The following is a 13,172-nucleotide window of genomic DNA, read 5'->3' as shown; positions in this document are numbered from 1 at the left end:
ACGGTTCGCGGATTCGTCCAGAAGCCGCGACGCGAGGTTGTCGAACCGAGTAGATCGATTCTGTTTAAGATTCAACGATGCCAACAAGAGGGAATGTAGACCTATTCCATTCAAGTTTCAACATCATCCGCCACGTGTTCACGACGTTACTTTGCGTCCGGGCGAGGCGCCTCCCCGGAGGCCTGTTCACCCCAGGGATGGCATGTGCCACTCATGAATGTGAGGTGGCTCTCAGCTGACGAGTTTGTGCGACCCCTACAAGCCGGAGACCCCCTGAGCAGTCAGATCGCCTGCCTGTGGTCAGGGTTCTGTTGAGGGGTACCAGGAAAACGGCCCGGAGACTGTACGGAGTCGACGGCCCGCTTTCCTTGGTGGACTTCGTATGGTCGCTACATGACCGTTTTGGATGAGGCCGAATCCTCAGGCGAACCCACGGACGCACGCGGGCGCGTGGCCGAGCTGCACGCGATCCGTGCGGATGCGCTGCGGGGCCCCAGCGAGAAGGCGACCGCCGCGCAGCACGCCAAGGGCAAGCTGACCGCGCGCGAGCGTATCGAGCTCCTGCTGGACGCGGGCTCGTTCCAGGAGGTCGAGCAGCTGCGCCGGCACCGGGCGACCGGGTTCGGCCTGGAGGCGAAGAAGCCGTACACCGACGGTGTCATCACCGGCTGGGGCACGGTCGAGGGCCGCACGGTCTTCGTGTACGCCCATGACTTCCGCATCTTCGGCGGCGCGCTGGGCGAGGCCCACGCCACGAAGATCCACAAGATCATGGACATGGCCATCGCGGCCGGAGCGCCGCTGGTCTCCCTCAACGACGGCGCGGGAGCCCGTATCCAGGAGGGCGTCTCGGCGCTCGCCGGCTACGGCGGCATCTTCCAGCGCAACACCAGGGCCTCCGGTGTCATCCCGCAGATCAGCGTGATGCTCGGCCCGTGCGCGGGCGGTGCGGCCTACAGCCCCGCCCTCACCGACTTCGTGTTCATGGTCCGCGAGACCTCGCAGATGTTCATCACGGGCCCGGACGTCGTCAAGGCCGTCACCGGCGAGGAGATCACCCAGAACGGCCTGGGTGGCGCCGACGTGCACGCCGAGACCTCCGGCGTCGCGCACTTCGCGTACGACGACGAGGAGACCTGCATCGCCGAGGTGCGCTACCTCCTGTCGATGCTCCCGCAGAACAACCGTGAGAACCCGCCGCGCGTCGCGTCCGAGGACCCCGCCGACCGTCGCTCGGACGTCCTCCTCGACCTGGTTCCCGCGGACGGCAACCGCCCGTACGACATGACGAAGGTGATCGAGGAGCTCGTCGACGACGGCGACTACCTTGAGGTGCACGAGCGTTGGGCCCGCAACATCATCTGCGCACTGGCCCGTCTCGACGGCCAGGTCGTCGGCATCGTCGCCAACCAGCCGCAGTCGCTCGCGGGTGTGCTGGACATCGAGGCCTCCGAAAAAGCTGCGCGCTTTGTCCAGATGTGTGACGCTTTTAACATCCCGATCGTCACTCTTCTGGATGTCCCCGGGTTCCTTCCCGGTGTCGACCAGGAGCACGGCGGAATCATCCGGCACGGCGCGAAGCTGCTGTACGCGTATTGCAACGCGACGGTGCCGAGGATCTCGCTGATCCTGCGCAAGGCGTACGGAGGTGCGTACATCGTCATGGACAGCCAGTCCATCGGCGCGGACCTCACGTTCGCCTGGCCGACGAACGAGATCGCCGTGATGGGCGCGGAAGGCGCAGCGAACGTCATCTTCCGCCGCCAGATCGCGGAGGCGGAGGACCCCGAGGCGATGCGCGTACGCATGGTCAAGGAGTACAAGGCCGAGCTGATGCACCCCTACTACGCGGCCGAGCGGGGCCTTGTCGACGACGTCATCGACCCCGCCGAGACCCGCGAGGTGCTCGTCAAGTCCCTCGCGATGCTGCACTCCAAGCACGCGGACCTGCCCTCCCGCAAGCACGGCAACCCCCCGCAGTAACCCTGCGGTTCCTCCGCGGCAGCGCTGCGGAAACCTCTCTCACGGAGACTGAAATCTATGGACACCCCTGACATCCGCGTCGAGAAGGGCCACGCCGAGCCCGAGGAAGTCGCCGCCATCACGGCCATCCTGCTGGCTCGCGCGGCGGCCGCGCCCGCTTCCGCCACGTCCCACAACTCCGCCCGCCCCAAGGCCGGCTGGCGCCGCCTGGAGCGCGAGCCCGGCTTCCGGGCACCGCACAGCTGGCACGGCTAGGCTGCGCGTCGCTTGAACGCAGGGAAGGGGGCCCGCACTTCACAGTGCGGGCCCCCTTCCTCATGCGCGGGGTTCGCAACCGGCGAGAACCGCGGCCCCGCGTCCCGACGTCGCGGCGGAAACAAGTAGGCGGGCCCTCCATCAGGAGGGCCCGCCTACTCGTCTGCTGTCCGTGCTGCTAGCGCAGCCGCGCCATCAGCGCGTGCTCCACGAGCGTGATCAGCGCCGACTTGGCGTCCGCGCGGTGGCGGGCGTCCGTCGTGATGATCGGGGTGTCCGGGCCGATCTGCAGGGCCTCGCGAACCTCGTCCGGGTTGTACGGCTGGCTGCCGTCGAAGCCGTTGAGGGCGATCACGAAGGGCAGACCGCTGTTCTCGAAGTAGTCGACCGCCGGGAAGCAGTCGGCGAGACGGCGGGTGTCGACCAGGACGATGGCACCGATGGCGCCGCGGACCAGGTCGTCCCACATGAACCAGAAGCGGTCCTGGCCGGGAGTGCCGAAGAGGTACAGGATCAGGTCCTGGTCCAGGGTGATGCGTCCGAAGTCCATGGCGACGGTGGTCGTCGTCTTGTCTCCGGTGTGCGTGAGGTCGTCGATGCCCGCGGACGCGGACGTCATGACGGCCTCTGTGCGCAGCGGGTTGATCTCCGAGACGGCCCCGACGAACGTGGTCTTGCCCACGCCGAAGCCGCCCGCCACCACGATCTTCGCGGACGTGGTGGAGCGGGAAGGCCCTCCGCTAGAGCTTGCGAAGTCCACTGAGCACCCTTTCGAGCAATGTCACGGCTGGCTGGCCGCCGGCGCTCTCGTCGCCGCCGGGCTGATGAATGGCGACCAGGCCCGCCTCCGCCAAGTCGGCGACGAGAATCCTGGCCACACCGAGAGGGATCGTCAGCAAGGCCGAGATTTCGGCCACCGACTTGATCTCCCGGCAGAGGTTGCAGATCCGCTGATGCTCGGGCAACTGCCCCTGCATCTGGTGCGGCTGTGCGGTCGTGTGTACCAGCGCCTCGATGGCGAGCTGGTAGCGGGGCCTGGTACGGCCACCCGTCATGGCGTATGGGCGTACCAGAGGGTTGTGCGACGTCCCACCGGGCGACGGCTCAGGGTTGCGGCGCTGCGGTTGCACAGGCTGGATGCGCGGCGCCGACGGCTGGTCGTACGGCGACGGACCGGGACCCTGGGGGCCCTGGGGCGCGTACGGCTGATGCCGCGGGGTTGGCGCGGAGGGGAAGTTGTACCGGTTCGGGTTCTGTGAACCGTCACCCTGGCCGCCCTGCCCCTGGCCGGGGCCGTACGACCAGTTGCCCGAAGACGAACCGCCTGGGGGTGTTGCCACTTTCTCCTCCTCCGACTGTGCCGGGCACCCAGCAGTGTGGGACCGCGTCCCGAAACCTTATGGCCTCGGGACACCAAGACGCACCGTCTGTCTGTTAGTTGAGAAGGCTCCCCTGGAGCTCTGCTCGAAGGTCCGGGGTCAGGACCGTACCTGCACGGTCCACCAGAAGTGCCATCTCGTACCCAACGAGGCCAATGTCCGCCTCCGGGTGTGCGAGTACGGCGAGAGACGAACCATCGGAAACGGACATGATGAAGAGGAATCCCCGCTCCATCTCCACAACCGTCTGGTTCACATGGCCGCCCTCGAAGATGCGGGAGGCTCCCGCGGTCAACGAGGTCAGACCGGATGCGACTGCTGCCAACTGGTCGGCGCGGTCACGGGGAAAGCCGTCGGACATCGCCAGAAGGAGTCCGTCGGCGGAGACCACCACCGTGTGGGACACCCCAGGGGTGTTGTCCACGAAGTTGGTGATCAACCAGTTCAGGTTCTGCGCCGCCTGGCTCATCGGGCTCACACTAACGCTCCTGGTTGTAGGTGCTGTCAGGACCGAGGCCCTGGCCGTTCGTGTCACTACCTGCATTGCGACCCTGCTGTACACCGCGGCGCAGGTTGCTCAACCTGCCACGGATGTCCTCAGGGGCGCGGGAGACCTGGGGGCCGCCCTGCGGGGTCGATTCCGCGGTTCCCTCGACCAGGTTGGCCTTGGGCACCCGCCGCGGCAGACCGGACGAGGTGACCCCGCCCGCCTTGGGCTTCTTGAGCTGCTCGGCACGCTGCCAGCGGTCGTCATTGGACGACCGCCAGTCGTCGGGACCCTGCGTGGTCGCCGGCGCCGCCGCCGGCGGCGTCTGGTCCCTCTGCTCCACGGCCCGCTGGCCGTTGGTGCCGGCGCTGCCGTTCGCGGTGGCACCGCGGCGGGGCAGACCGGCGTTGGTCAGCGTGTGGGGGGCGGAAGGGGCCGGTCCCGGACGGCTGAAGCCTACGCGGTCCTGCTCACCCGCGTCAGCGATCTTCGTGGATTCCGCTTCCGGAGCGTACTCGGACCGGTACGCGTTCTGCTCCGCCTCCTGCTGCGGCCAGTCGTCCCGGTAGGACGGCTCCGCGAAGGCCGAGAACGTCCCCGGGGCGGCGTTCCGGTTCCCCGAGTGCTCTTCCTGGACCGGCTCCGCGTACGCGGGCTCCGGGTAGCCGCCGTTCGACGGGAAGTACGTCTCGTCGTACGAACCTTGCTGCGGCTCCTCGTACGCCGTCTGCTGGTCGTACGTCGCCTGCTGCTCCTCGTACGGGGCCTGCCCGTTGTCGTAAGCGGCCTGCCCGTTGTCGTACGCCGGAGCGCTGTCGTAGGACGGCTGTCCGTTGTCGTACGCGGGCTGCTGGGCCTCGAAGCCCTCCTGGTAGCTCTGAGCCTCCAGAGCCTCCGGCTGGCCCCCTGCCTGGGCCTCCAGGGCCGCACGGCGCTCCTCGCGCATCAGGGAGCGGCCTACGGGGTCCAACTCGCGTATGTCGTCCGGGACTTCGTAGCGGCTGTCGTCGAAACCGAGCTCGGCGGCCGTACGCAGCGGCTGCTGGCCCTGGAAAGGCTCGCCCTGGAAGGCCGGCTGCTGCTCCGGGATGATCTGCGAGACGGTGAACTCGTCGCGCTGGATCGTCTCGCCGCCGCCACCACCGTGGGTGATCGCGTCGGGGAGCATGACCAGGGAGGTCGTACCGGCCTGCTCGCCCGAGGGGCGCAGCTGGACGCGGATGCCGTGCCGGTCGGACAGGCGCCCGACCACGAAGAGGCCCATGCGCTGCGAGATCGCGGCGTCCACGGTCGGCGGGTTGGCCAGCTTGTGGTTGATGTCCGCGAAGTCCTCGGCGGTGAGGCCGATGCCCTTGTCGTGGATCTCGACCATGATGCGGCCGTCCGGAAGACGGGTCGCGGTGACGCGGACCTTGGTCTGCGGGGAGGAGAACGTGGTGGCGTTCTCCAGGAGCTCGGCGAGCAGGTGCACGAGGTCGGTCACGGCGCGGCCGTGGATCTCGGCCTCCGGGACACCGGAGAGCTCGATGCGCTCGTACTGCTCCACCTCGGAGGAGGCGGCGCGCAGCACGTCGACCAGCGGGACCGGCTGGTCCCAGCGGCGGCCGGGCTCCTCGCCGGCGAGGACCAGGAGGTTCTCGCCGTTGCGGCGCATACGGGTCGCGAGGTGGTCCAGGCGGAAGAGGTTCTCCAGCTGGTCCGGGTCGGCCTCGTTGTTCTCCAGGTCGGTGATCAGGGTCAGCTGGCCCTCGATCAGGGACTGGTTGCGGCGCGACAGGTTGGTGAAGATCGCGTTGATGTTGCCTCGCAGGAGGGCCTGCTCGGCGGCCAGTCGTACGGCCTCGCGGTGGACCTGGTCGAAGGCGCGGGCGACTTCGCCGATCTCGTCCGTCGTGGTGATCGGGATCGCCTGTACGCGGGTGTCGACGCGGCCCGGGTCCGTGCGGGAGAGCTGGTCGACCAGCATCGGCAGGCGCTGCTCGGCGACGTTGAAGGCCGCGTTGCGCAGCTGGCGCATCGCGCGGCTCATCTGGCGGGCGACCATGCCGGCCAGGATGAACGCGGCGAGCAGGGCGATCACGACGGCGGCACCGGTGATGATGGCGTCGCGCTTGGCGGTGTCGGAGATGTCGGAGGCCTCGGCCACGGCCTTGTCGGTCAGATCCGACTCGAGCGCGCGGTAGGCGGTGTACTTGCCGGTGTTGACAGCCCAGAAGTTGTCCGGGGTGACGCCCTGCGTGGCGAGCCCCTCGCGGGTGCTCTCGTCCGTGGAGGAAAGCGTCGCGAGGGCCGAGACCATCGCGGTGTCACCGGACGGCGGGGGCACATAGGTCTTGCCCTCGGCGGCGGCTGCTTCAGCGGCGGCCTTGGCCTGGGCCGCGCCGTCGGTCTTCAGCTTCGTCTGCGCGGCTTTCAGCTTGGCCGCGTCGGCCTCGGTGCCACCGCCGATGTACTCCTCGACGGCGATGCCCTCGAGGTAGGCGTACGAGGAGAGGGCGACGCGCTGCTTGCCGAGGTCCTCTGGGGTGGGGCCGGGCTTGAGCAGCAGGTGCATGCCGATGGACCGCTGCAGCGACGCCGAGGCCTTGGCCAGCGAGACCGCGTAGACGGTACGGCCGTAGCTGGTGATGTTTCCGGTGCCCAGACCGAGTTCGTTGGAGAACTCCATCAGCGGGTGCTGGATCTGGGTGTAGCCCTCTTCGGTCTGCACGCCGGTGAGGGCGGAGGTGTACGCGGCCTTGCGCAGGGCGGCGAGGCCGGGCTCGACCTTGCGGAAGACCTCCAGGCGGCGCTGCAGGCCGGCCGTCTGCGGCATGTTCTGGGCGGCCTCGTCGAAGGCGTCGGCGGCCGAGTCCGTGGCCGCGCGTGCCTTGACGACGATCTCGTTCTTCTCGCCCTTGCCGGTCAGCAGCGGCTGGGCGCTGACATCGCGCTCGACGTACAGCCTGTCGCCGTAGGTCAGCGCGGCCTGCACCAGACGTGCCGTCTTCTCGGCGTTCTCGGCCTCCTGCCAGGTGTCGATCGAGCTCTTCACCTGGAAGCCGCCCATGACAAGGCCGACCACCACGGGGATGAGCAGAATCGCGTTCAGCCTGGTCGGCACGCGCCAGTTGCGCGGGGAGAAACGACTGCCACTCGGCGCGGGCGCCGGCATGGGCTCCGGGGAGCCGGGCATCTGTGCGGGCGCCGCGACGCGCGGCGGCGGGGTGAAGTTGCCCCGTGCCGACGGCTCGGGACCGTTCTTGCTTCGCCTCACTCGACCAAAACCTCTCGGCGTCGGCACCTACGTTGTGCCGCGGTGTCTCCGGCGCCCTTTGACTACTGGGCAGGTCAGCGCATTCCAGCACGTCAAGTGGCGCCCTTCCAAACACTCGGAACCCATGATTCCGAGTCAGGTAAGCCCCAGATAAAACGGTCATAAAGAACGAGCCCCGCCAAAAGACGGGGCTTTTGTGAGCACAGCGGTACCGGGTGAACGCGATGCGTGTCGGTGCCCGTGAAATTCTCTGTCGAAACGTTATGAACACTGTGGCCGACCGTGTCAAACGACACAGCCGGCTCCAGTACGTCTACGACAACTGCCTTATGGAACTGTCGACTTGTGGACCGGGGCAGACGGCCGTCCGCTTGCCCCGGGCCCGCCGTCCGCTACCGCAGACGAGCCATGAGCGCATGTTCGACGAGCGTGATCAACGCGCTCTTCGCGTCCGCGCGGTGCCGGGCGTCCGTCGTGATGATCGGGGCGTCCGGACCGATCTGGAGGGCCTCACGGACCTCTTCGGGGTTGTACGGCTGGTGCCCGTCGAAGCCGTTGAGGGCGATGACGAACGGGAGACCCGAGTTCTCGAAGTAGTCGACCGCGGGGAAGCAGTCGGCGAGACGGCGGGTGTCCACCAGGACCACCGCGCCGATGGCGCCGCGGACCAGGTCGTCCCACATGAACCAGAAGCGGTCCTGACCCGGCGTACCGAAGAGGTACAGGATCAGGTCCTGGTCCAGGGTGATGCGTCCGAAGTCCATGGCCACCGTGGTGGTGGTCTTGTCCCCGGTGTGGGTGAGGTCGTCGATGCCCGCGGACGCGGACGTCATGACGGCCTCCGTGCGCAGCGGGTTGATCTCCGAGACGGCGCCCACGAACGTGGTCTTGCCGACGCCGAAGCCACCCGCCACCACGATCTTCGCGGAGGTGGTCGCCCGGCCTCCGTCAGAGCTTGCGAAGTCCACTGAGCACCCTTTCGAGCAAAGTCACGTCCGGCGCGCCGCCGTTGTTCTCGTCGCCGCCCGGCTGATGGATGGCGACGAGTCCGGCCTCGGCGAGGTCCGCGACAAGGATCCGTGCCACACCCAGTGGCATGGACAGGAGTGCCGACACCTCGGCGACGGACTTCACCTCACGGCACAGGTGGCAGATCCGCTGGTGCTCGGGAAGGAGCCCCATCAGCTGCGCCGGGTCGGCCGTGGTGCTGATCAGTGCCTCGATGGCGAGCTGGTAGCGCGGCCGGGTCCGGCCGCCGGTCATCGCGTACGGACGTACCAGCGGCTGGTCGCCCTCTTCCTCGTACGTCGACGCGTACGGATCATGAGAGGCGTTGGGCGGGGTCATGAATCCTCCGGGCGGGACAGCAAGTGGGTCAGTCGTGCCGTCTGTTGGGGCCGGTGGGGGGATTGTGTCGGCCGGACGGTGATTTCGTGCTGTGGGTAGATCCCAGGGCCGTTAGTGGAGCAGACTTCCCTGTAGTTCGGCGCGCAGGTCCGGCGTGAGCACTGCGCCCGCGCGGTCGACGAGCAGTGCCATCTCGTAGCCGACAAGGCCGATGTCGCACTCCGGGTGGGAGAGGACCGCCAAAGACGATCCGTCGGAGACGGACATCAGGAAAAGGAAGCCGCGCTCCATCTCCACGACTGTCTGAGCAACCGTGCCGCCCTCGAAGATCCGGGACGCCCCGGCGGTCAGCGAGGTGAGCCCGGACGCGACGGCCGCGAGCTGGTCGGCGCGGTCGCGCGGGAAGCCTTCGGACATTGCCAGAAGGAGACCGTCGGCGGACACGACGACGGTGTGGGACACCCCAGGGGTGTTGTCCACGAAGTTGGTGATCAACCAGTTCAGGTTCTGTGCGGCCTGGCTCATCTGACTCAACTAGTGCTCCTGCTGGTGAGTGGGGCTGGGGAAGCTGCCGGTCTGGCCGGTACCGGCCTGGCGACCCTGCTGAATGCCCCTACGGAGATTGGTCAGTCGGCCGCGTACGTCATCGGGCGCACGCGAGACCTGCGGACCGGTTTGGTGCGTTTGCTGCTGTGCCGTACCCGCGACGAGGTTGGCTCGCGGGACGCGGCGCGGCAGGCCTGAGGTGGTGACCCCGCCCGCCGACGGCTGACGGACGCGTTCTGCCTGCCGGACGAGGTCGTCGTTCGGCGAGCTGCGCCAGGACGCCTGAGCGGCGGCGGGCGCGGGTGCGGCGGCGGGCCGCGGGGGAACCGCGGGCGTCTGCTGCTGGGGGGTCTGTGCGGCCTGCGGGGCTTGTGGGGAAGCCTGCGAGCCGTTGTTCTGCGCCGCCGCGGCGGCCGCGGCCGCCTGCTGACCGTGGAACCAGTTGGTCTCCAGCGTGTCGTACAGCGGGGTACGTCCGTCGCCGGGACCGGCCGGCGGCAGAGCCTCGGGCTCCGGCGGACGTACGGGCCGCTGCGGCGGTGCCTGCGGGGGAGTCGCCGGCCGCTGCGGTGCCTGCGGCCGCTCGAACTGGCCGGTGGACGAGGGTCCCTGGCCGTTGCCGTACCCGGGCATCGGGAACTGCCCGGTGGACGACGGGTCCTGGGAGGCGCCGTAGCCCGGGGCGGCGAACTGGCCCGTGGTGGACGAGTTCTGGCCCGCGGGAGCCGCGCCCGAAGTACCGAAGACATCCGGGCGGACGAACTGACCGGTGTTCTGGCCGGAGTTCTGACCCGAGTACTGGCCGGGGCCGGGGTACTGCCCGGTGTTCTGACCGGAGTTCTGCGACGGCACAGCGCCGGGGCGCGGAGCGTCGAAGTCCGGGCGGGCGAACTCGGACGTGGCGGCGGGACCTTGACGGTCGTCGATCCGCGGAAACTCAGAGGTGGCAGCGGTGGCGGCCGGGCCTTGACGGTCGTCGATCCGCGGCATGCGCGAGGTGGCGTCGGGCTCCTCGTGGCCACGCGGGGTGTCGAGGGACGCGCGCGGCACGGGCGGCTGCGCGTTGTCGTCGCTCCAGCTGGGCCGCGACTGCCCGTTGCCACCGGGGAGTTCGGCACGTGCGCCACCGCGGCCCGGAAGCTGCGGCCTGCGACGGCTGCCCTTGCCGGCCGGCGGCTGCTGCGGAGGTGCGGCCGCGGGGCCGCTCTGCCGCGCACCCGGTCCGCCCTGACGGGCACCGGGTCCGTCACCGAAGCCCTGCGCACCGGTCCCGGCGGCCTGGAGGCCCTGCGGGGCGCCCGGCATGCTCTGCCCGAAGGCATTGACACCGGCACCGGCACCGGCGCCGGCCGGAGCCGGCCTGCCCTGCGGGGGATTGCCCGGACCCTGCGGGCCGCGCGATCCGCCCGGCGCACCCGGGCGACCGCCCTGGTTGCCGCCGGGCAGCGCGGGACCGCCCTGGCTGCCGGGCAGTGCGGCGCGCGGACCCTGGCCCGCGCCCACCTGGCCACGCTGCGGCGGGGCACCGACACGTCCGGGGCTGCCACCGGCACCGAGGGCCGGACCGCCCTGGCCGTTGCCGCGGCGGGCCGCGGCGACACCGGCGGAGGCCTGCGAGGCGGCCGGACCGCCGACGCCCTGACCGGGCTTGTTCGGGACCTTCTTGCCGCCCTGGGCGACGTCGACCGGGAGCATGACCAGCGCGGTCGTGCCACCGGAGTCGGACGGGCGCAGCTGGATGCGGATGCCGTGACGCTGCGACAGACGACCGACCACGAACAGACCCATGCGACGCGACACCGAGACGTCCACGGTGGGCGGCGAGGCGAGCCGCTCGTTGATCGCCGCGAGGTCCTCGGGGGAGAGGCCGATACCGGTGTCGTGGATCTCGATCAGCACGCGGCCGTCGGGCAGCGCGTGACCGGTGACCTTGACCTTGGTCTGCGGGGAGGAGAAGGAGGTCGCGTTCTCGAGCAGCTCGGCAAGCAGGTGCACGAGGTCGTTGACCACACGGCCGGCCACTTCGGTGGTCGGCACGGAGGACAGCTCGATGCGCTCGTACTGCTCCACCTCGGAGGCGGCGGCGCGGAGCACGTCGACCAGCGGGACCGGACGGGTCCAGCGTCGGCCGGGCTCTTCACCGGCGAGAACGAGGAGGTTCTCACCGTTACGGCGCATGCGGGTCGCGAGGTGGTCGAGCTTGAAGAGGGAGGACAGCTGGTCCGGGTCGGCCTCGCGGGACTCCAGTTCGGAGATGAGCGAGAGCTGACGCTGGATGAGGCCCTGGGAGCGGCGCGAGAGGTTGGTGAACATCGCGTTGACGTTGCCTCGCAGGAGGGCCTGCTCAGCGGCCAGTCGTACGGCCTCGCGGTGCACGTCGTCGAAGGCCGCGGCCACCGAGCCGATCTCGTCCCGGGAGTGCACACCGACCGACTCGACGGAGGTGTCGACGTCCTGCGGGTCGGACTCGGAGAGCTGCTTGACCAGCTCGGGCAGCCGTTCCTGGGCGACCTTGGTCGCGGTGTCCTGGAGCCGGCGCAGCGAGCGGATCATGGACCGGGCCACGACGAAGGCGCCGACCAGCGAGACACCGAGGACGAGCAGGATCAGCGCACCCGAGATGATCGCTTCGCTCTCGGCCTCGTTGCGCAGCTCACGGGCCTTCTGCTCCATCTCGCCGAGCAGCGTGGTCTCGATGTTGGCCATCTGGCCGATCTTGGTCGAGTCGTCGTCGACCCAGTCCAGATACGAGCGCTTGTCACGCGTGCCCAGACCGTCCTTGCTGGCCAGCACACGCTTCGCGTAGTCGTCGGCCGCCTCGATGGTCGGGTTGCCGCTCTCGATCGGCTTGAGGAGCTCCGCGGAGCCCTCCCCGTAGATGCTCTCGAAGCTGCTGAGGTCGGACTCCTGGCTCTGCTGCGCCGAGAGCGCGTACTGCCGGTCGTTCTCGGACAGGTTGCCGAAGGTCGTCTTGGTCTCGGGCAGCGCGGCGGCGATGATCGCGCGCTGGACGGAGGCGTACTCCTTGGCGGAGGAGAAGGCCGACAGCGCACGCGTGCGCTGGATCATCTCCGGGTTGCTGGTGGCCTCGGCCATGTCCTGCGAGAGCTCGAGGAGCTGGGTGATGACCCGGTGGTACGACTCGACGGTCTGCGTGGCGTTGTTGGGCTCGTCGTAGGCGTCACTGCGGATGCTGTTGAGCTTCTGCAGCTCGCGCGTGAGGCCGACGAGGCTGTCCCGTACGCCGGTGAGCTGACCTTCCGAGCTGGAGTCGTCGATCTCCTGGACGCCCTGAAGGAAGTTCTTCTTCGAGATGTCCGTCGCGTCGCGGACGCCCTTCACCGTGGCGGAGGTGGCCGCGGCGCCGTGCGCCAGCGGGCCTGCAGTCGTGTCGCGCTCCTTCTGGAGCGCGGCGGCGAGCTCGGTCGCCTGCTTGGTGATGTCGGTCAGCAGCTTCATGTTGTCGAGCTGCTGGATGTCGTCCATCGACTGGTTGATGCGCAGCGCACCCAGCGAGGTCGCGGCGACCACGGGGAGCGCGAGCAGCGAGACCAGACGCGTGGAGATGCGCCAGTTCCGCAGGGCTATTCGCGAGCCGGGGCCGCTGGGGCCCGTCTTCGGCTTCGCGGCTGGTTTGGGGGGAGCCGTCGCGCCGGGGCGTGCGGAACGCTCACCGCTGCCGCCGACGTCTGCCGGTCCCGGGTTCTGGGCGTGCTGGGGCGAGGAACCGCGGTCGGCCCCGCCGTGCGGCTCCGGCTCCGCCGGAGCGCTGCCATCCCTCTTGAAACGTCCCTGCACTAGCGTCGCAACCTCTGGACCAGGCGCCCCTCCGGGAAAACGGCGAGGCGGTGTCGGCGTCGTTCAGGGGCGCAGATGCGCCCCCTGGTGGTCGTGAGTGACCGGCGCTGGATCCCCTTTC

General features: G+C 69.2%; 10 protein-coding genes. 2 read left to right on the top strand and 8 right to left on the bottom strand.

Translation table 11 applies throughout. The features are described from left to right. Nucleotides 1–393: 393 nt before the first annotated feature. On the top strand, nt 394–1,983 hold the full coding sequence (locus tag OG246_RS42015; protein WP_266474680.1) for an acyl-CoA carboxylase subunit beta: 1,590 nt from the start codon (nt 394–396) through the stop codon (nt 1,981–1,983). A gap of 57 nt (nt 1,984–2,040) precedes the next feature. Beyond that, nucleotides 2,041–2,238 (top strand): acyl-CoA carboxylase subunit epsilon, encoded by a 198-nt coding sequence (locus OG246_RS42010; RefSeq protein ID WP_266474679.1) that lies wholly within the window; start codon nt 2,041–2,043, stop codon nt 2,236–2,238. A gap of 178 nt (nt 2,239–2,416) precedes the next feature. On the opposite strand, the gene OG246_RS42005 is transcribed toward OG246_RS42010, so the two are convergent. The 8 genes from OG246_RS42005 to OG246_RS41970 form a co-directional block, all read right to left on the bottom strand. Next, nucleotides 2,417–2,998, bottom strand: a complete 582-nt coding sequence (locus OG246_RS42005) for an ATP/GTP-binding protein (RefSeq protein WP_006375305.1) — start codon at nt 2,996–2,998, stop codon at nt 2,417–2,419. Continuing rightward, nucleotides 2,979–3,578 carry a DUF742 domain-containing protein gene (locus OG246_RS42000; protein WP_266474677.1) on the bottom strand — a complete coding sequence of 200 codons (600 nt, stop codon included), beginning with the start codon at nt 3,576–3,578 and terminating at the stop codon, nt 2,979–2,981. The genes OG246_RS42005 and OG246_RS42000 overlap by 20 nt, the downstream gene beginning before the upstream one ends. A gap of 94 nt (nt 3,579–3,672) precedes the next feature. Then, nucleotides 3,673–4,086, bottom strand: coding sequence for a roadblock/LC7 domain-containing protein (locus OG246_RS41995; RefSeq protein WP_266475067.1), 414 nt, complete (start codon nt 4,084–4,086; stop codon nt 3,673–3,675). Nucleotides 4,087–4,096: 10 nt separating this feature from the next. Next, complete coding sequence (locus tag OG246_RS41990; RefSeq protein ID WP_266474676.1) at nt 4,097–7,360, bottom strand: nitrate- and nitrite sensing domain-containing protein; 3,264 nt, start codon at nt 7,358–7,360, stop codon at nt 4,097–4,099. A gap of 392 nt (nt 7,361–7,752) precedes the next feature. After that, nucleotides 7,753–8,328, bottom strand: a complete 576-nt coding sequence (locus tag OG246_RS41985; RefSeq protein ID WP_028802395.1) for an ATP/GTP-binding protein — start codon at nt 8,326–8,328, stop codon at nt 7,753–7,755. Next, nucleotides 8,309–8,707, bottom strand: coding sequence for a DUF742 domain-containing protein (locus tag OG246_RS41980; RefSeq protein WP_266474674.1), 399 nt, complete (start codon nt 8,705–8,707; stop codon nt 8,309–8,311). Before OG246_RS41980 ends, OG246_RS41985 begins: the two co-directional genes overlap by 20 nt. Nucleotides 8,708–8,818: 111 nt before the next feature. After that, a complete protein-coding gene (locus OG246_RS41975) occupies nt 8,819–9,232 on the bottom strand; it encodes a roadblock/LC7 domain-containing protein (protein WP_010984127.1) in 414 nt (137 codons plus the stop codon). Between the two features lie 9 nt (nt 9,233–9,241). Continuing rightward, nucleotides 9,242–13,051 (bottom strand): nitrate- and nitrite sensing domain-containing protein, encoded by a 3,810-nt coding sequence (locus OG246_RS41970; RefSeq protein WP_266474673.1) that lies wholly within the window; start codon nt 13,049–13,051, stop codon nt 9,242–9,244. Nucleotides 13,052–13,172: the final 121 nt, after the last annotated feature.

This window comes from Streptomyces sp. NBC_00620 (assembly GCF_026341825.1).
Taxonomy (GTDB): domain Bacteria; phylum Actinomycetota; class Actinomycetes; order Streptomycetales; family Streptomycetaceae; genus Streptomyces.
Note: the sequence above shows the minus strand (reverse complement) of the source record. Positions and strands in the feature narration are given on the sequence as shown.

Bases quoted from the DNA above. Each gene is read 5' to 3' on its own strand.
- OG246_RS42015 (WP_266474680.1), top strand. From the start codon at position 394: ATGACCGTTTTGGATGAGGCCGAATCCTCAGGCGAACCCACGGACGCA.
- OG246_RS42010 (WP_266474679.1), top strand. From the start codon at position 2,041: ATGGACACCCCTGACATCCGCGTCGAGAAGGGCCACGCCGAGCCCGAG.
- OG246_RS41995 (WP_266475067.1), bottom strand. From the start codon at position 4,086: ATGAGCCAGGCGGCGCAGAACCTGAACTGGTTGATCACCAACTTCGTG.
- OG246_RS41980 (WP_266474674.1), bottom strand. From the start codon at position 8,707: ATGACCCCGCCCAACGCCTCTCATGATCCGTACGCGTCGACGTACGAG.
- OG246_RS41975 (WP_010984127.1), bottom strand. From the start codon at position 9,232: ATGAGCCAGGCCGCACAGAACCTGAACTGGTTGATCACCAACTTCGTG.